Source organism: Amycolatopsis viridis (genome assembly GCF_011758765.1).
GTDB lineage: Bacteria > Actinomycetota > Actinomycetes > Mycobacteriales > Pseudonocardiaceae > Amycolatopsis_E > Amycolatopsis_E viridis.
The window spans coordinates 763,273-780,141 of the sequence record NZ_JAANOU010000001.1; the positions used below are offsets into that span (position 1 = coordinate 763,273).

A 16,869-nucleotide genomic window follows, 5' to 3' on the forward strand; every position below is an offset into this window, starting at 1 on the left:
GGGTGAATTCCGTGTGACGCCGGTAGCGATGACGTGGCACACCCTGCCCCGTCACTTGTTTCACCGAGTGCGGCCCCGCACCATCAGATCGGGACTGATGGTGCGGGGCCGTACTCGTTGTCTGCCACGGCGCGGTGCTCGGGGAGGGGCCGGTGCGCGAGGGGTTGCGGGTCCGGCTGCTCGGCCCGGTGGAGCTGTCCGCGGATGGCCGCGCGGTCCCGGTCGGCGGCGCGGGGGTGCGCGGGCTGCTCGCGATGCTGGCGCTCGCGCCGAACCGCATTGTCGCCCTCGACGACCTGATCGGCGCGCTGTGGCGGGACCCGCCGCCGACGGCGCGCACGATCGTGCACGGCAACGTCTCGCAGTTGCGCCGGGTCCTGCGGTCGCTGGCGACCAGCCAGGCGCGGATCGAGACCGCGCCACCGGGCTACCGGCTGCGCATCGACCCGTCGCTGATCGACGTCCACCAGGCCCGCGCGTTGTCCGAGCGCGCCGAGGCCGCGCCGCTGAACGAGCGCGGACAACTGCTGGCCGAGGCGTGGGCGCTGTGGCGGGGTCCGGTGCTGGGCGGGCTGCCGGAGTCGGTGCGCGCACCCGAGCTGGACGACCTGCGGACGGCGGTGCACGGCGCCCGGGTCGACGCCGACCTCGCTCTCGGCCGTCACGAGGAGCTGATCGCCGAGCTGGTCCCGCTCGTCCGGCAGGACCCGCGGCGCGAGCGGACGGCCGGCCAGCTCATGCGCGCCCTCTACCACTCCGGCCGCCGGGCGGAAGCGCTCGAGGTGTACCGGGAGGTCGCGCGGTACGCGTCCCGCAAGCTCGGCCTCGACCCCGGGCCGGACCTGCGCGCGCTGCACCAGCACGTGCTGCACGACGACCTCGCACCGGCTGCCGCCGCGATCGACGCCCGGCGCGTCGTCCCGCGCCAGCTGCCGCCCGCGGTCGCCGTGCTGGCCGGGCGGTCGGCGGACCTGGCGTGGCTGGACGGGCTGGACACGATCGGCGTGCTCACCGGGCCGCCCGGGGTCGGCAAGAGCGCGCTGGCCGTGAGCTGGGCGCACCACGCGAGCGCCCGGTTCCCGGACGGTGTCCTGTTCGCTGCGTTGCACGGGTTCGACGCCGCACATGCGCCGATGCCCGTGGCCGCGGTGCTCGCGCAGTTCCTGCTCGGGCTCGGGGTGCCGCCACCCGGGCTGCCGCAGTCCGAGGACGAGCGGCTCGCGCTGTACCGGTCGCTGACCGGTGAGCGGCGGATGCTGGTCGTGCTCGACGACGCGCGGTCGGCCGACCAGGTGCGGCCGTTGCTGCCGCCCGGGCCGGGTTCGCTGGCCGTGGTGACGTCCCGGGCGCGGCTGGACGGGCTGACCGTGTCGCACGGCGCCCGGGTGCGGCCGCTGGCACCCCTGGCGCGGGACGACTCGGTGCGGCTGATCGGCGAGGTGGCGGGCGAGGCGGCGGCCGGGCACCACGAGCAGCTGGCGCGGTTGTGCGGCGACCTGCCGCTCGCGCTGCGGATCGCCGGCGCCCGGCTGGCGGCCGCCCCGGCGTGGGCCGTGCCGGAGTTCGTGGCGGAGCTGGCGGGCGAGCGGACGCGGCTGGACGCGCTGGACGTGGACGACGCCGGGGTGCGGGCGGCGCTGGACGTGTCGTACCGGGGTCTGCCGGACGAGGTCGCCGGTCTGTTCCAGGTGCTCGCGGCGTTTCCCGGGCCGGCGGTGGGCCCGTTCCCGGCGGCGGCGCTGGGCGAGGTGCCGGTCGCCGAGGCGCGGCGGCGGTTGCGGGTGCTGGCGGCGCACCACCTGCTGGCCGAGAGCGGACCGGACGTGTTCACGCAGCACGACCTGGTGCGGCTCTACCAGCGTGAGCTGGGTGGCACGTCCCCGGCCGCGCTGGCCCGCGTGGTGGGCTACTACCAGGCGGCGGCCGACCGGGCGCGGCGGTGCCTGCTGCGGATCGTGGACCCCCTGGAGTTCTCCGCCGGGCCGCTGCCCGAGCTGGCCGGCTTCGACGACGCGCTGGCGTGGTTCGCGGCCGAGTGGCCGAACCTCCTGGCGGTGCTGGAGGCCGCGGCGCAGGCCGGGCTGCACCGGGACGTCTGGCGCCTGGCGCGCGTGGTGCACACCTACCGCGTGGTGCGGCCCCTGTGGGACGAGTGGCAGCAGCTGGTCGCGCTGGGGATGGCCGCGGCGGAGGCGTGCGGGGACGCCGAGGCGCGGTTCTGGATGCTGATCTCGCGGTGCGCGCTGTCCCTGACGTTCGGCCTGGGAGCGGAGAGCCTGGCGGACGCGTCGGCCGCCGTGGCGCTGGCCGGCGCCGATTTCCGGCGCCGGATCTGCGCGATGATCCACCTCGGCAGCGCGCTGGGCTCCTGCGGTCGGCATGAGGAGTCGGTGGCGTGCCTGGGTGAGGCGATCGAGGCGGCGGCGCGGGCAGGTGCGGACGAGTTGCGGGGGCAGGCGCTGGCGAACTGCGCCGAGGTGGAGAAGGCGCGGGGCCGGTTCACGCGGGCGATCGAGCACCAGCTCGCGTCGCTGGAGATCGACCGGCGCCTCGGGGACGACAGCTACCTGGTGGTGTCGCTGAACAACCTGGCCGAGTCCTACCTCGGCCTGGGAGACGACGAGCGGGCGATGTCGTACGCGAGCGACGCGGTGGAGCTCGCGGCACGCCGGGGGTTCCAGCTGCAGGAGTCCGTCGGCCGGTTCACCGTGGGGCGGCTCCTGCGGCGCCGCGGAGACCTCGAAGGTGCCCGGCGGCAGGTCGAGCTGGCGGCGGAACTGCACGAGCGGGTGAGCCCCCACCCGTCCGCGGCGATGCTCGCCGAGCTGGCGGCGCTGGGTTCCGCCCGGGCGTGACGACGAGCGTGCGCCGCGAGGCGGGCCGGACGCTCACTGGTCGAACAGGTTCACTTCCGGCGTGATCTCCAGCAGCTCGTGCACGGGACGGCCGCGGCGGCCGTCGATCGTCGTGGTGCGGACGACCCGCAGGCGGGCGGTCACCGGGCGGTCCAGGTTCTCCTTGATCTGGTCCAGCAGGTCCGGCGCCACCGCACCCTGGATCGTCCCGCCGGTCTCGCGCTCCAGGTAGAAGATCCGGCGCCGCGTGCGAACCCCGTCCAGCCTGCCCGACACCGTCTCGTAGCCGACCTCTTCCCGCGACTCGCGCAGGCTGCTGTGCAGCACCTTCGCCTGGTCGGTCGTCATGCTGCGCGTCACGTCCTCACCGGACGTCGGGGTCAGCTGCAACCCGATGCCGGTGTTCTTCACGACCGCGCTGACGATGTCGCTCACCGCGTTGCGCACCGTGTCCCGCTGCAGCAGCACGGCGTCCAGCGCGCCGTCGTCCGAACCGTTCGCCGGCAGGAAGTCGCACAGCTCCTTCACCGCCCGCTCGGACAGCGTCTCGATGCCGTCGTGGATCAACGCGTCGTCCGGTGCCGGCTCGGGGAACCCGAAGAAGATCGTGTTGCCCGCCTGCCCGCGCTGGATCAGCGGCGCCTTGTCCCGGTCCGTCTGCTGGACGTAGGTGATCTCGCCCTGCGGGTTGCGGATGATGTGCCCGACCTTCGCCGTCGCGTCCTGCAACGCACGGCTGATGTCGGAGAACGTGTACGCGTCCAGGTTGGTCGGCCCCAACATCGACACCCGCAGCAACGGTGATCGCGCCGTGCGCTCGAACTTCGCGTGCGCGGCCATCGCCGACGCGCGCGCCAGGTCGTCCAGCCACGTACCGCCCGGGATCTCCTCGGCGATCCGCCGGAAGTCCATCATCACCACACCACCTCGGGGAAACCGCGGTGCCCGTCGGCCGACCAGGTGGCCGCCCAGGTCTCCTCGTCACCGGGGAAACACAGGAACCCGTCGAGCAAGCCGCCGACGGGTTGCACCTGATCGAGGTACATCGCGGGTTGCCCGACGATCACCCCGCGCAGGGTCAGCAGCCCGTACAGCGAATCCCGCACCGGGCCGGTCATGCGCTTGAGCCCGCCCCAGTCGTCCGGGATGAGCACCACGTCGAGGCCGCTGGGCACGTCCGGCGTCCGGGTGATGAACGAACCGCCGATCCACGCGCGGCCGCTCGGGATGATCCGGGCGACCGCGCCGAGGTAGCTGTTCAGGGCGCTGAATAGGATCTCGCGGGCGTTCTGGTGCGGCGCGTCGAAGACGAGACGTTCGTAGATGTCGGCCACGTCCGCCGGCAGCCGCCCGGGCGGCAGCACCCCCTGCGGGGTCCAATGGGGCAGCGGCATGGTCAGAAACTATCAGCGAGGCGCGGCGTCTCCGTTGAGGGTGGTGGTGGTGACGGGCGGGGTCAGCAGCTCGCTCAGCTCGCCGCGGCGTGGTCGTCCGGCACCGGCGGAGCCGCCACGAACGGCGCCAGCTCCGGCCGCTTCGGCGACAGCCCGTCACCCATCGACTCGCCGCGCAGCTGCCGCCGGATCCAGGGCAGCAGGTGCGTCTTCGTCCACGCCAGGTCCGACCGGCGCATCGCGATCCAGTCCGCCCGCGCGTCGATGACCGGCCAGGGCTCGCGCCAGTCCTCAGCCGTGGGCACCCCCAGCACCTCGGCCGCGCGCAACGCGATCCGCCGGTGCCCCTCGGCCGTGAAGTGCAGCCGGTCGTCGCTCCAGGCGCGCGGGTCGTGCAGCACGTCCATCGCCCACATGTCGACGATCTTCGCGCCGTGCCGGGCCGCGCTGGTCCACAGGTGGGCGTTGTAGATGCCGATCTTGCCGCGCAACACGCTCATCACCGGCAGGTGCTTGGTGTCCGGGCCGTTGAACACGAGCACGTCGATGCCCGCCGCGCGCAGCTTGCCGATCACCTCGTCCAGCTGCGCCGCGATCTCGTCCACGTCCGAACCCGGCACGATCACATCGTTGCCGCCCGCGCACAGCGTCACCAGGTCCGGCTTGAGCTCCAGCGCGATCGGCACCTGCTCCTCGACGATCTCGGCGAGCATCTTGCCGCGCAACGCCAGGTTGGCGTACTGGAACCCCGGTTCGCCCTCGGCGAGGATCTCGGCGAGCCGGTCCGCCCAGCCCCGGAACGTCCCGTCCGGGTTCAGGTCGTTGAGCCCCTCGGTGAAACTGTCACCGAGCGCGACATAACTGTTGTACCCACGCACGCTGCCGTCCCCTTTCGCCAGCACCTGTAGAGCGCCCGCACCCCTTGAACAACTCAGCAGGATGCACGTCTAATCCCGACCTACGCCACCGTTGGTTCAGTCCCGGGTCGCATTCTCTTGCCTTGTCGGCCTCCTGAGCTTCGCCATTACGCCCCGCCCCGTGATCCTGTGGTCAAGATCTCGATGGTAACTGCCCGCACCGACAGTTTTGGGGCAGGCTGGTGGGGTGACCGAACAAGCCACGCCGGAACGGGAATCGCTGGCCGCCATCCTGGGGGGCCGCAACGGCGCGATCGACGCGAGCCTGCCGCCGCTGGCGTTCGTGATCGGCTGGCTGGCCGCGGGCTCCTCGATCGCCTGGGGCTCGGCCGCCGCGATCGCCGTGGCCGTCGCCGTGGGTGCCGTCCGGCTGGTGCGCGGCGACAAGGCGCGGGCCGTGGTGGTCAGCCTCGCCGCGGTGATCGTGGCCGCGCTGATCGCGTTGCACACCGGCCGCGCCCAGGACTTCTTCCTGATCCAGGTGTTGTCCAACGTGGCCAGCGCACTGCTGTGGCTGACCAGCGCGGTCGTGCGGTGGCCGCTGCTGGGCGTGGTGGTCGGCCTCCTGCTCGGGCAGAAGACCCGGTGGCGGCGCGATCCCGACCTGGTGCGGGCCTACTCGCGGGCGAGCCTGGTGTGGTCGTTGCAGTACGTGCTGCGGGTCGCCGTCTACCTGCCGCTGTGGTGGGCGGGTGAGCTGGTGGCGCTGGGCGTCTCGCGCACCGTGCTGACGTGGCCGTTGCAGGCGCTGACCATCGCGGCGAGCGGGTGGGTGCTCTACCGGACGCTGCCGCGGGACCACCCCGGCCTGCGGGTCGTGCGGTCCGGGTAGCGGGCAAGTAAGAGCCCCCGGCGAGGGGGAGTCCGGGGGCTGCCTGAACCGTACGCCGGGCGGCGCCGGCCGCGCTCGTGCTGCGCGCACGAAAAATGTCGGGATGTTTGGTCTCCGCTGATCAGCCCGGTCGCCGGGCCAGGTCCTCGCCGAACGCCTCCACCGCGGCCAGCCAGGCCGCTCCGAGCACACCGTCGGAGCTGGCGCGGACGTCGAGCCCGGCCAGTTTCGCGCGCACCCGCGCCCCCACCCGGGTGTCCTCGCCGAGCACGCTGCCGACCAGCACGATCGGCGAGTCCTCGCCCGGGTCCCGGGTCGCCAGTGCGGTCGCGACCAGCAGGTCCGCGGCGCGTTCGACGATGTCCGCCGCGGCCGGGTCGGCTACCGCGACCAGCGGGGCGAAGCGCGCCAGCCGGATCGGGGCCTCGGCGTTGGCGACCGTGATCAGCCGCCGCCACGCGAGGCGCCGGTCGGCCGGGTCGACCCCGGCCTCGGCGAGCACGGCGGTGGCCAGCGGCCCGAGCTCGGCGTCGCGCCCGAGCGCCGCCAGGGTCGCGCGCACCGCCTCCCGGCCGAGCCAGAACCCCGAGCCCTCGTCGCCGAGCAGCCAGCCGTACCCGCCCTCGGTGGCCACCATGCGGTGCCCGCGGATGCGGCCGGCGATCGAGCCCGTTCCCGCGATCAGGACCGTCCCGTCCGGCGCGTCGGTGGCCGAGGCGAACGCGACCTCGGCGTCGGTCAGGATCACGACCGGGTCCAGCCCGAGGGCGCGCCAGGTGCGGTCGAACAGGGCCGCGACGACCGGATCGGTCAGCTTGGCCGTGCCGGCCATGCCGATCACGCAGGCGCTCGCACCGGCCGGTTCCGGGTGCGCGGCGCGGATCGCCGCCGCCAGGTTCGCGACCGCCTCCTCGGGCGGGTGCGAGTTCGGGTTCGCGCCGCCCGCCCGGCCGGTGCCCAGCACGGTGCCGTCCGCGGCGACGGCCATGGCGCGGGTGGACGTGCCACCCGCGTCGACTCCCAGCACGAACTTCATCGGGTCCGGGTCACCTTGTGCAGCCCGCGCGGGCGGTCCGGGTCGAGCCCGCGGGCCAGCGCCAGCCCGAGTGCGATCCGCTGCACCGGCAGCACCTCCAGCACCGGCGCGATTTCCTCGGCCACGGCCGGCACCGGGATGCGGACCGCGGCCGGCACGTCACCCGCGGACGAGCCCAGGGCCAGCACGTCCGCGCCCCGGTCGGCGACGGCGGTCAGCACGTCCGTCAGGGCGGCGGTGCCCCGGCCGGCGCTGGTGATCGCCAGCACGGCGGTCTCCTCGTCCACGGCCGCGACCGGGCCGTGCAGCAGGTCCGCGCCGCTGTACGCACGGGCCGCCAGGTAGCTGGTCTCGGCGAGCTTGAGCGCCGACTCCAGCGCGGTCGCGTAGGAGTAGCCGCGGCCGGTGGTGATGATCCGGTCGACGAAGCGGTAGCGGTCCACCGCGCGCTGCACGTCGACGTCCAGGGCCTGCCGGGCCAGCGGCTCGATCTCCGCAGCAGCCACCGCGTCGCCACCCCGGACCGCGTCGACGAGCAGGTACAACGCGAGCAAGGTGGCCGAGTAGGTCTTGGTCGCGGCCACCGCGGTCTCGGTGCCGGCACCGATGTCCACGGACAGCTGGGCTGCGCCGCCCAGGGGTGAGGCCGGCGTGTTCGTCACCGCGACCGTCAGTGCGCCTTGCTTGCGCGCCGTCTGGGTGAACTCGAGCAGGTCGGGCGAGCCGCCGCTCTGGCTGACCGAGACGAGCAGCACGTCCCGCAGGTCGGGGCGTGCGCCGTAGAGGGTCACCGTGGAGGGTGAGACGAGTCCGGCCGGCAGACCGAGCAGGACCTCGATGAGGTACTTCGCGTACAGCGCCGCGTGGTCGCTCGACCCGCGTGCGGCCAGCAGTGCGAACCGCGGGGGCCGCCGGGCGATTTCCCGGGCGACCTGGGCGATTTCGGCGCGGCGGGCCACCAGTCCACCCAGCACGGCCGGCTGATCGGCGATCTCGGCGGCCATGTGCTGTCCGGGGTTGCTCATCCCTGATCCCTTCGCAGGTCTAGACCAATGTTACCCCGGGCGCGCGCCCCGGTGGAAAGGGTAGTTTCATCCTGCGCCAGGGGCGCGGTTCGAGGAGGAGTTCGGTCATGTTGGAGTCACCTGCGCGCGGTCAGCGCGAGCCCAAGTACTGGGCGTTGAAGCAGCATCTGCTCGACCTGCTGGAGACGATGCCGCCGGGTTCGCCGATCCCCACCGAGCGCGCGCTGGCCACCGAGTTCGCGGTCTCCCGCACCACCGTGCGCCAGGCGCTCGCGGACCTGACCGCCGAGGGCCGGCTGCACCGCGTCCAGGGCAAGGGCACGTTCGCGGCCGAGCCGAAGCTGGCGCAGCGGTTGCAGCTGTCCTCCTACACCGAGGACATGCGCGCGAAGGGCCGTGAGCCGTCGTCGAAGCTGCTGGAGGTGGAGGAGCTGACGGCCGAGCCCGAGCTGGCGAAGCTGCTCGGCATCCGCAACGGTGCCAAGGTGCTGCGGATGCGCCGCCTGCGCCTGGCCGACGGCGAACCGATGGCGCTGGAGACCACGCACCTGCCGCTGGGCCGGTTCCGCGGCCTGCGCAAGCACGTGTCGGCGGGCGGTTCGCTGTACGCGGTGTTGCGGGAGCACTACGGCGTGGAGATGGACAGCGCGGAGGAAACCATCGAAACCGCCCTCGCCGGGCCGCAGGAGGCCGACCTGCTGGGTGCCGACGTGGGCACGCCGATGCTCCTGCTGTCCCGGCATTCGTTCGCCACGGACGGCAAACCGGTCGAATTCGTGCGGTCGATCTACCGGGGTGACCGGTACAAGTTCGTCACCACCCTGCGGCGCCCCTGACCTCACAAGATCCCTTGACGTGTCAAGGAATCGTTAACCCGAGTCGGTCCACTGTGGACGATGAGAGTGGCTTCCGTCACCATCCCGCAACGCGGGGAGCATCTCAATCGACACACACGTTGGACACGACGGGGTAACCACGAGAGGGAGAGCGAACACACCGCGATCATGACCGAGGTGAAGGAAGAGAGCGGCGAAAAGAAGTCCGGGCTGTCTCCGGCGCAGGTGGTGGCGTCGGCGCTGGCCGCGGTGACGGCTGCCTTCCTGGGCTCCACGCTGGGCGTGGCGGGGACGGTCATCGGCGCCGGGATCGCGAGCGTGGTCACGACGGTGGGGAGCGAGATCTACCTGCGGTCGCTGCGGCGCACCCGCGCGGCGGCCCGGCGGACGGCCGAGCTGCTGGCGGTGGCGGAGACCCGGCAGCAGACGAACGTGGTCCCGCCGGTGGCGGCGCCGCGCTCGACCCATCCGCTGATCAGGCACCAGCAGCAGAACGGGACGACGCAGCGAAGACCGGCCGCGCAGCTGACGGACGTGCAGCGCACCCGGGTGGTGCACCCGGTGGCGCCGCCGCCGCTGGGCGGCCCGACACGGCGCATGCCGGTCGCCGGACAGGGTGGGTCGGCGCGTGGTGAGCGCACCGTGTTCATCCCGAAGCCGGTGGACCCACCGGCCACCGAGGAGGCGCCGGCATCGGGGAAGAAGGCCTGGTGGAAGACGCGGTGGGCGCTCGCGGCGGCCACCAGTGTCGTGGCGTTCGTGGTCGGCATGCTGGCCATCACCGGTTTTGAGACCGCCACCGGGAGCACCGTGTCCGGCGGGACCGGCACCACGCTGGGCCGGGTGGTCGGCGGATCCGGCGGGGGCGCCGAGCAGCGGAAGACCAGCGAGGTCCCGGCGAGTACGCGGAGCTCCACGCCGCACGAGAAGGCGCCGGCCGGCACGAGCAGCAGGCCGACTTCATCGAGCGAGGAGGAGACCGAGCCGCCCGTGACGACCACCCCGAGCGGCAGCGCGCGGCAACAGCCCTCCACGGCCTCGCCGACGCAGACGACGGCGCCGACCAGCCCCTGACCCACCAGACCCGCGGTCGCGGACGGGCCCTTCGCGAGGTTTCGCGGAGGGCCCGTTGCTGTGTTCGTGCCGGCTAGGGGAGCTGGGAGCGCAGTGCCCTGGCGGCCGCTGCGGGGTCGTCCGCCTCGGTGATCGCCCGCACCACGACGACCCGGGACGCTCCGGCCGCCAGCACGTCCGGCAGCCGCTCCGCGTCGATGCCGCCGATGGCGAACCACGGCCGCGCGGTGCCGAACTCCGCGGCCGCGCGCACCAGGTCGAGCCCCGGCGCGGGGCGGCCCGGCTTGGTCGGTGTCGGCCAGCAGGGGCCGGTGCAGAAGTAGTCCGCTCCATCTTCCACCGCCGCCGCCCGTGCCTGGGTGACGTCGTGCGTGGACAGGCCGATCACCGGCTCGTCGCCGATGATCCGGCGCGCCAGCGGCACCGGCAGGTCGTCCTGGCCCAGGTGCAGTACGTCTGCGTCCACCGCCGCTGCGATGTCCGCCCGGTCGTTCACCGCCAGCAAGGCCCCGTGCCGTGCGCACGCCTCCGCCAGGATCTCCAGCGCGGCGAGCTCCTGGCGGGCTTCCAGCGGCACGTCGTCCCGCTTGTCCCGCAGCTGCACGATGTCCACACCGCCGGCCAGTGCAGCGTCGGCGAACTCGGCCAGATCCGGCCGGTCCCCGGTGCACAGGTACAGCCGTGCCGTGTCGAGTCGCTTCCGGATCTGGTCCCCGCTGAGCCCTGGCATGGCCTGAACCCTATCTCGCGGGTTAGGGTGTGGTTGTCCGCACGGGAGCCCGGGTCACGGGCTGAGAGGGAGCTGGAGCGCTCCGACCGTGGAACCTGATCCGGATCATGCCGGCGCAGGGAGCGTGATTCTGATGAGCAAGCACCACGTGACCGTCGTGGGTGGCGGTGTCATCGGCCTGTCCGTGGCCTGGCGCGCCGCGGCGGCCGGGCACCGCGTCACCGTCGTGGACCCCGCACCCGGCCGCGGTGCGTCCTGGGTGGCCGGCGGGATGCTGGCCCCCGTCACCGAGGCCTGGCCCGGCGAGGAGGAGTCGCTCGCCCTCGGCGAGGAGTCGCTGCGCCGCTGGCCAGATTTCGCGCAAGCGCTTGCGCACGACGGTGGCGACCCTGGGCTGTCCTTCGCGGGGACGGTCGTCGTCGCCCTGGACCGCGCGGACGCCGACCAGCTGGACATCGTGGCCGGCTACCTGCGCTCGGTCGGCCGCGAGGTCGAGCAGGTCACCAGCCGCCGCTTGCGCGCGCTCGAACCCGGGCTGGGCGCCGTGCGGGGCGGCCTGCTCGTGCCCGGTGACCTGGCCGTCGACAACCGCCGCCTGCTGCGCTCGCTCCAGGCCGCCGCGGTCGCCCGCGGCGCGGAGTTCACGGCCGGCGAAGCCATCGCCGTCGAACCGGGCCTCGTCCGGACGGCGCGCGGCGACCTCCGCTGCGATGTCGTGGTGATCGCCGCCGGCGCCCACAGCGCGCGGCTGCACCCGCTGCTGGCGCGCGGCGTCCGCCCGCTGAAGGGCGAGATCCTCCGGTTGCGGGCGCGACGCACCAGCCTGCCACCGCCCGCGCGCACCGTGCGCGCCGTCGTCGAGGGGCGGCCGGTGTACCTCGTGCCGCGGGCGGACGGCGAACTGGTCCTCGGCGCGACCCAGTACGAGGCCGGGTTCGACGGGACCGTCACCGCCCGCGGCGTCCGCGAGCTGCTGGAGGGTGCCGAGCGGATCTTTCCCGGCATCGACGAGTACGAGCTGGTCGAGACCGCCGCCGGGCTGCGCGCGGCCAGCGTCGACACGCTCCCGTTCATCGGGGACCTGGGGGACGGCGTCCTCGCCGCCACCGGTCATCACCGCAACGGTCTGCTCATGGCGCCGGTGACCGCCGACGCCGTGGTGGCGTGGCTGGCCGGGGAGAAACCGCCCGAGGAGGCGCTCGCGGCGGACCCGGGCCGGCTGGAACCAGGAGGGGTTTGATGGAAGTGCAGGTCAACGGCCAGTGGCGGGCGTTCCCCGACGGCTCGACGGTCGCCGACGTGATGAGGGCGATCGACGCGCCCGACCGCGGTGTGGCGGTCGCGCTCGACGGCGAGGTGGTGCGGCGCGGCACCTGGGCGCAGCAGGTCGTGCCGGCCGGGGCGCGCCTGGAGATCCTGACGGCGGTGCAAGGTGGGTGAGGTCATGTTCGACGGCGACCAGCTCGTGATCGGGGAGCACAAGCTCTCCTCGCGGCTGATCATCGGAACCGGTGGTGCGGCGAACCTGTCCGTGCTGGAACGCGCGCTGGTCGCGTCGGGGACGGAACTGACGACCGTCGCGATGCGCCGCGCCGACACCGAGGGCGGCTCGGGTGTGCTGGATCTGCTGCGCCGGCTCGGCATCCGGCTCCTGCCGAACACCGCGGGCTGCCGCAACGCGGCCGAGGCGGTGCTCACCGCGCGGCTGGCCCGCGAGGCGCTGGAGACCGACCTGATCAAGCTGGAGGTGCAGGCCGACGACCGCACGCTGCTGCCCGATCCGGTCGAGACGCTCGACGCGGCCGAGCAGCTCGTCGCGGACGGGTTCACCGTGTTCGCCTACACCAACGACGACCCGGTGCTCGCCCTGCGGCTGGAGGAGGCGGGCTGCGCCGCGGTGATGCCGCTGGGCGCCCCGATCGGCACCGGGCTGGGGATCCGCAACCCGCACAACATCGAGCTGATCGTGGCCCGCGCCGGGGTGCCGATCATCCTCGACGCGGGGATCGGCACCGCCTCGGACGCGGCGCTGGCGATGGAGCTGGGTTGTGACGCGGTGCTGCTGGCCACGGCCGTCACCCGGGCACAGGACCCGGAACGCATGGCGTACGCGATGCGGTCCGCGGTGACCGCCGGGCGGCTGGCGCGTCAGGCGGGGCGCATCCCGCAGCGGTTCTGGGCGCACGCGTCGAGCCCGCCGCGCTGAGAATCCGGACTTCACCTCGGCTTGCCGTGACGAGCCCGTATGGTTTACCGCACCCCGCACGGTCCGCGAGGCGAAGGAGCTCGAGAGTGGTTGAGTCAACCGAGGATGTCGCTGGACGGTTGTTCCTCGCCGTCGGCAGGCTGTCCCGGTCACTGCGGCAGGCCGGCACGCCCGGCCCCGGCCACGGCTCCATTTCCGCGCTGTCCACCCTGGTCGTGCTGGGGCCGATGCGGCTGGGTGACCTGGCGGCGAAGGAGGGCGTGGCGGCCGCGACGATGTCCCGGATCGTCGCCTCACTGGTGGACGCGGGCTGGGCGAGCCGCGAACCCGATCCGGTCGACCGCCGGGCGTGGCTCGCCACAGCCACCCCGGCGGGCGAGCGCATGCTGCTCGATCTGCGGTCCACCCGGGTGCACGAGCTGCAGAAACGCATCGACCGGCTGTCGCCGGAGCACCAGGCCGCGCTCGGCGAGGCGCTGCCGGCGCTGGAGGCGCTGCTGGCCGGCGAGGAGAGCTGACGCCCGGCGGCCGGGCGCGGGTCAGCGGTTCTCGGGCGCGAGCCGCCAGAAGGCGGACACCGGGCCGACCTTCGCGCCCATCGGGTAGGAGTGGGCGACCGCGTTGCTGACGAACCACTTCCCGAACCGCGCGGCCTCCGGCACCGGCATGCCCCGCGCCAGACCCGCGGTCAGGGCGGAGGCCATCGCGTCCCCGGCGCCGTGCGTGTGCGGCGTGGAGAACCGCGGCCCCGGCAGTTCGACGAACGACCGGCCGTCGTAGAGCAGGTCGACGCACTCCGGGTCCCGCGTCAGGTGCCCGCTCTTGACCAGCACGTACTTCGGGCCGAGTTCCTTCAGCGCGACCGCCGCGTCGTGCATGCCGGCGCGGTCGGTCACCTCGAGCCCGGTGAGCAGGCGCACCTCGTCGAGGTTCGGCGTGATCACCGCGGCGCGCGGCAGCAGCAGGTCCCGCAGCGCGGCCAGCCCGGCCGCGTCGAACAGCGGGTGCCCGTGCATCGAGGCGGCCACCGGGTCGACCACGAACGGGACCTTGGTGTCCCGGCCGATCTCCGCCCGGTCACACGCGGCCGCGACCGCCTCGATGATCTCGGCTGAGGCGAGCATCCCGGTTTTCGCCGCCTGCATGCCCATGTCGGCGGCGACGGCCTCGATCTGCCCGGCCACGATCCGCGCCGGGATATCGGCCCGGTCGTGCACGCCGAGGGTGTTCTGCACGGTCACCGCGGTCACCGCGACCAAACCGTGCACCCCGCAGGTCAGGAACGTGCGCAGGTCCGCCTGCAGCCCCGCCGCGCCACCGGAGTCGGATCCGGCGATGGTGAGGGCGGCAGGCGGACTCGCGTTCTGGCTCATGCCTCCAGTGTCGCAAACGGGCCGATCAGGCGAGCCGCCAGAACGGCGACACCGGCCCGACACCCCCGCCCAGCGGGTACGCCTCCGCCACGCACCGCTCGATGAACCGCTTGCCCTCGTCGACCGCGTCCGGCACGCCCAGTCCCTTGGCGAGGAACGCGGTGATCGACGAGGCGAGCGTGTCGCCACCGCCGTGCGTGTGCGGGGTGTCGATGCGGCGCGCGGACAGCTCGATGTACTGCACCCCGTCGGAGAGCAGGTCCACGCACTCCGGGTCGTCGTAGAGGTGCCCGCCCTTGACGAGCACCCACATCGGACCCAGGGCCAGCAGCGCCCGCGCGGCGTCGCGCTGGCTGTCCCGGTCGGTGACCTCGACCCCGGTGAGCAGCCGGACCTCGTCCAGGTTCGGTGTCACCAGGGTCGCGCGCGGGAACAGCTCGGTGCGGATGGCCTCCAGCGCCTCCTCGCGCAGCAGCGCGTCGCCGTGCATCGACGCCGCCACCGGGTCCACCACGAACGGCACGCTGGAATTCCGTCCGATGTGGACCTCGTCCAGGGTCTTGGCGACCTCGCCGATGATCTCCGCGGTGGCCAGCATGCCGGTCTTCGCGGCGTCCACGCCCATGTCCCCGGCGACGGCCCGGATCTGCGCGGACACCACGTCCGGCGGGATCTCGGTGAAGCCCTGCACGCCCAGCGAGTTCTGCACCGTGACCGCGGTGACGGCGGTCATCCCGTGCACCCCGCAGGCGAAGAAGGTGCGCAGGTCGGCCTGGATGCCCGCGCCACCGCCGGAATCGCTTCCGGCGATGGTCAGCGCGGTCTTCGGGGTGACGGTCATCAGGGCTGGACCACCGGGAGGTAGACCTGCTTGCCGCTCTCGGTGAACTCCGCCGACTTCTCCTGCATCCCGGCCTCGATGGCGTCCAGCGTGGACAGGCCGTGCTCCTCGGCGTACTTGCGCACGTCCTGCGTGATGCGCATGGAGCAGAACTTCGGCCCGCACATCGAGCAGAAGTGCGCGGTCTTGGCGGGCTCCGCGGGCAGCGTCTCGTCGTGGTAGGCGCGCGCGGTGTCCGGATCGAGCGAGAGGTTGAACTGGTCGGTCCAGCGGAACTCGAACCGGGCCTTGGACAGCTCGTCGTCCCATTCCTGCGCGTACGGGTGGCCCTTCGCCAGGTCCGCGGCGTGCGCCGCGATCTTGTACGCGATCACCCCGGCCTTCACGTCGTCGCGGTCGGGCAGGCCCAGGTGCTCCTTGGGCGTGACGTAACACAGCATCGCCGTGCCGTACCAGCCGATCTGCGCGGCGCCGATGGCCGAGGTGATGTGGTCGTAGGCCGGCGCGATGTCCGTCGTGAGTGGACCGAGCGTGTAGAACGGTGCTTCGCCGCAGAGCCGTTCCTCCAGCTCCACGTTCTCCTTGATCTTGTGCATCGGCACGTGGCCGGGGCCCTCGATCATCACCTGCACGTCGTGCGCGCGGGCGATGTGCGTCAGCTCGCCGAGCGTTTCCAGCTCCGCGAACTGGGCGCGGTCGTTGGCGTCGGCGATCGAACCCGGGCGCAGCCCGTCACCGAGGGAGAAGGTGACGTCGTAGGCCCGCAGGATCTCGCACAGTTCCTCGAAGTGCGTGTAGAGGAACGACTCCCGGTGGTGCGCGAGGCACCACGCGGCCATGATCGAGCCGCCGCGGGAGACGATGCCGGTGACGCGGTTCGCGGTCAGCGGGACGTAGCGCAGCAGTACGCCGGCGTGCACGGTCATGTAGTCCACGCCCTGCTCGCACTGCTCGATCACGGTGTCCCGGTAGACCTCCCAGGACAGCTTCGCCGGATCGCCGTCGACCTTCTCCAGCGCCTGGTAGATCGGCACGGTGCCGACCGGAACGGGGGAGTTGCGCAGGATCCATTCGCGCGTCTCGTGGATCCGCTTGCCGGTGGACAGGTCCATGATCGTGTCGGCGCCCCACCGGGTCGCCCACACCATCTTGTCCACTTCTTCCTCGACCGACGACCACACGGCCGAGTTGCCCATGTTCGCGTTGACCTTCACCAGGAAGTTCTTCCCGATGATCATGGGCTCGCTCTCCGGGTGTTTCCGGTTCACCGGGATCACCGCACGGCCGGCGGCCACCTCTGCGCGCACGAACTCGGCGCTCACGCGCTCGCGCGCCGCGACGAACTCCATTTCCCGGGTGACGACACCCGCCTTGGCGAACCCCAGCTGGGTGTTGTGCTCGCGGCCGTCCAGCCAGCCGGAACGGGTCCGAAAAAGTCCATTGTGGACGTCGATGGTGACGTCCGGGTCGGTGTACGGGCCGGAGGTGTCGTAGACGTCGAAGTGGCCGCCGTTGCTCAGATCGATGCGGCGCACGGGGACGCGAAGCCCGTTCTCGGTGTGGTGGTAGACCTTGCGGGAACCGGTGATCGGCCCGGTGGTCACGGTCGGCGCGACGTTCTTGCCGTTTTCCAGCGTCGTCACTGGCGAAGTCACTCCCTACGCCGGCATTACCCGGTCAGGTTCGGCGGTCGGCGGCGCCGGGTCCCAACGGACACCAGCCGCCCTCTCAGCACGCCAAGGCGCGAGCT

The 16,869-nt window shown here is 72.9% G+C and carries 17 protein-coding genes and 1 riboswitch; of the genes, 8 read left to right on the forward strand and 9 right to left on the reverse strand.

Annotated features, from left to right (window positions below; all coding sequences use genetic code 11):
- The first annotated feature begins 152 nt into the window (after positions 1–152).
- A complete protein-coding gene (locus tag FHX46_RS03840) occupies positions 153–2,855 on the forward strand; it encodes an AfsR/SARP family transcriptional regulator (RefSeq protein ID WP_313886013.1) in 2,703 nt (900 codons plus the stop codon).
- Positions 2,856–2,888: 33 nt separating this feature from the next.
- Here the strand turns inward: FHX46_RS03840 and FHX46_RS03845 are convergent, their stop codons facing one another.
- From FHX46_RS03845 to FHX46_RS03855, 3 genes are all read right to left on the reverse strand, one after another.
- On the reverse strand, positions 2,889–3,767 hold the full coding sequence (locus FHX46_RS03845) for a hypothetical protein (RefSeq protein ID WP_208400514.1): 879 nt from the start codon (positions 3,765–3,767) through the stop codon (positions 2,889–2,891).
- 2 nt (positions 3,768–3,769) lie between these two features.
- A complete protein-coding gene (locus FHX46_RS03850) occupies positions 3,770–4,249 on the reverse strand; it encodes a DUF6932 family protein (protein ID WP_167110680.1) in 480 nt (159 codons plus the stop codon).
- A 74-nt stretch (positions 4,250–4,323) separates the two neighbouring features.
- Positions 4,324–5,127: an SGNH/GDSL hydrolase family protein gene (locus FHX46_RS03855; RefSeq protein WP_167110682.1), complete on the reverse strand. Its 804-nt coding sequence runs from the start codon at positions 5,125–5,127 to the stop codon at positions 4,324–4,326.
- A gap of 226 nt (positions 5,128–5,353) precedes the next feature.
- Here FHX46_RS03855 and FHX46_RS03860 point away from each other — a divergent pair, with 226 nt between their 5' ends.
- Positions 5,354–5,998 (forward strand): DUF3159 domain-containing protein, encoded by a 645-nt coding sequence (locus tag FHX46_RS03860; RefSeq protein ID WP_167110684.1) that lies wholly within the window; start codon positions 5,354–5,356, stop codon positions 5,996–5,998.
- A 121-nt stretch (positions 5,999–6,119) separates the two neighbouring features.
- Here the strand turns inward: FHX46_RS03860 and FHX46_RS03865 are convergent, their stop codons facing one another.
- On the reverse strand, positions 6,120–7,034 hold the full coding sequence (locus FHX46_RS03865) for an N-acetylglucosamine kinase (RefSeq protein WP_167110686.1): 915 nt from the start codon (positions 7,032–7,034) through the stop codon (positions 6,120–6,122).
- Entirely contained in the window at positions 7,031–8,038 is a 1,008-nt protein-coding gene (locus FHX46_RS03870; RefSeq protein WP_167121090.1) for an SIS domain-containing protein, read from the reverse strand. Before FHX46_RS03870 ends, FHX46_RS03865 begins: the two co-directional genes overlap by 4 nt.
- Before the next feature lie 128 nt (positions 8,039–8,166).
- On the opposite strand from FHX46_RS03870, the gene FHX46_RS03875 reads away from it, so the two are divergent.
- Complete coding sequence (locus FHX46_RS03875) at positions 8,167–8,895, forward strand: GntR family transcriptional regulator (protein WP_167110687.1); 729 nt, start codon at positions 8,167–8,169, stop codon at positions 8,893–8,895.
- 168 nt (positions 8,896–9,063) lie between these two features.
- Positions 9,064–9,969 (forward strand): hypothetical protein, encoded by a 906-nt coding sequence (locus FHX46_RS03880; protein WP_167110689.1) that lies wholly within the window; start codon positions 9,064–9,066, stop codon positions 9,967–9,969.
- A gap of 73 nt (positions 9,970–10,042) precedes the next feature.
- On the opposite strand, the gene thiE is transcribed toward FHX46_RS03880, so the two are convergent.
- Positions 10,043–10,699 carry a thiamine phosphate synthase gene (gene thiE, locus FHX46_RS03885; protein ID WP_167110691.1) on the reverse strand — a complete coding sequence of 219 codons (657 nt, stop codon included), beginning with the start codon at positions 10,697–10,699 and terminating at the stop codon, positions 10,043–10,045.
- Between the two features lie 31 nt (positions 10,700–10,730).
- Positions 10,731–10,838: riboswitch (TPP riboswitch) on the forward strand.
- Here thiE and thiO point away from each other — a divergent pair.
- From thiO to FHX46_RS03905, 4 genes are all read left to right on the forward strand, one after another.
- Entirely contained in the window at positions 10,833–11,939 is a 1,107-nt protein-coding gene (gene thiO, locus FHX46_RS03890) for a glycine oxidase ThiO (RefSeq protein WP_167110693.1), read from the forward strand. Its footprint overlaps the riboswitch before it by 6 nt.
- Positions 11,939–12,139 (forward strand): sulfur carrier protein ThiS, encoded by a 201-nt coding sequence (gene thiS / locus FHX46_RS03895; protein WP_167110695.1) that lies wholly within the window; start codon positions 11,939–11,941, stop codon positions 12,137–12,139. The genes thiO and thiS overlap by 1 nt, the downstream gene beginning before the upstream one ends.
- Positions 12,140–12,143: 4 nt before the next feature.
- The gene (thiG, locus tag FHX46_RS03900; RefSeq protein ID WP_167110697.1) at positions 12,144–12,905 is read left to right on the forward strand and encodes a thiazole synthase; all 762 of its coding nucleotides are present in this window, start codon (positions 12,144–12,146) and stop codon (positions 12,903–12,905) included.
- An 86-nt stretch (positions 12,906–12,991) separates the two neighbouring features.
- Complete coding sequence (locus FHX46_RS03905) at positions 12,992–13,423, forward strand: MarR family winged helix-turn-helix transcriptional regulator (RefSeq protein ID WP_167110699.1); 432 nt, start codon at positions 12,992–12,994, stop codon at positions 13,421–13,423.
- Between the two features lie 21 nt (positions 13,424–13,444).
- Here the strand turns inward: FHX46_RS03905 and thiD (FHX46_RS03910) are convergent, their stop codons facing one another.
- From thiD (FHX46_RS03910) to thiC, 3 genes are read right to left on the reverse strand one after another with little or no spacing between them, the layout of a single operon-like run.
- Complete coding sequence (thiD, locus tag FHX46_RS03910; protein ID WP_167110701.1) at positions 13,445–14,278, reverse strand: bifunctional hydroxymethylpyrimidine kinase/phosphomethylpyrimidine kinase; 834 nt, start codon at positions 14,276–14,278, stop codon at positions 13,445–13,447.
- A gap of 25 nt (positions 14,279–14,303) precedes the next feature.
- The gene (gene thiD / locus FHX46_RS03915; RefSeq protein WP_167110703.1) at positions 14,304–15,119 is read right to left on the reverse strand and encodes a bifunctional hydroxymethylpyrimidine kinase/phosphomethylpyrimidine kinase; all 816 of its coding nucleotides are present in this window, start codon (positions 15,117–15,119) and stop codon (positions 14,304–14,306) included.
- Entirely contained in the window at positions 15,119–16,762 is a 1,644-nt protein-coding gene (gene thiC / locus FHX46_RS03920; protein WP_313886014.1) for a phosphomethylpyrimidine synthase ThiC, read from the reverse strand. Before thiC ends, thiD (FHX46_RS03915) begins: the two co-directional genes overlap by 1 nt.
- Between the last annotated feature and the right edge of the window lie 107 nt (positions 16,763–16,869).

What these genes read in the sequence shown, in the direction of transcription:
- FHX46_RS03845 (WP_208400514.1), bottom strand. Translation starts at nt 3,767, where the DNA reads ATGGACTTCCGGCGGATCGCCGAGGAGATCCCGGGCGGTACGTGGCTG.
- FHX46_RS03850 (WP_167110680.1), bottom strand. Translation starts at nt 4,249, where the DNA reads ATGCCGCTGCCCCATTGGACCCCGCAGGGGGTGCTGCCGCCCGGGCGG.
- FHX46_RS03865 (WP_167110686.1), bottom strand. Translation starts at nt 7,034, where the DNA reads ATGAAGTTCGTGCTGGGAGTCGACGCGGGTGGCACGTCCACCCGCGCC.
- FHX46_RS03870 (WP_167121090.1), bottom strand. Translation starts at nt 8,038, where the DNA reads ATGGCCGCCGAGATCGCCGATCAGCCGGCCGTGCTGGGTGGACTGGTG.
- FHX46_RS03875 (WP_167110687.1), top strand. Translation starts at nt 8,167, where the DNA reads ATGTTGGAGTCACCTGCGCGCGGTCAGCGCGAGCCCAAGTACTGGGCG.
- FHX46_RS03880 (WP_167110689.1), top strand. Translation starts at nt 9,064, where the DNA reads ATGACCGAGGTGAAGGAAGAGAGCGGCGAAAAGAAGTCCGGGCTGTCT.
- thiE (WP_167110691.1), bottom strand. Translation starts at nt 10,699, where the DNA reads ATGCCAGGGCTCAGCGGGGACCAGATCCGGAAGCGACTCGACACGGCA.
- thiO (WP_167110693.1), top strand. Translation starts at nt 10,833, where the DNA reads ATGAGCAAGCACCACGTGACCGTCGTGGGTGGCGGTGTCATCGGCCTG.
- thiS (WP_167110695.1), top strand. Translation starts at nt 11,939, where the DNA reads ATGGAAGTGCAGGTCAACGGCCAGTGGCGGGCGTTCCCCGACGGCTCG.
- thiG (WP_167110697.1), top strand. Translation starts at nt 12,144, where the DNA reads ATGTTCGACGGCGACCAGCTCGTGATCGGGGAGCACAAGCTCTCCTCG.
- thiD (WP_167110701.1), bottom strand. Translation starts at nt 14,278, where the DNA reads ATGAGCCAGAACGCGAGTCCGCCTGCCGCCCTCACCATCGCCGGATCC.
- thiD (WP_167110703.1), bottom strand. Translation starts at nt 15,119, where the DNA reads ATGACCGTCACCCCGAAGACCGCGCTGACCATCGCCGGAAGCGATTCC.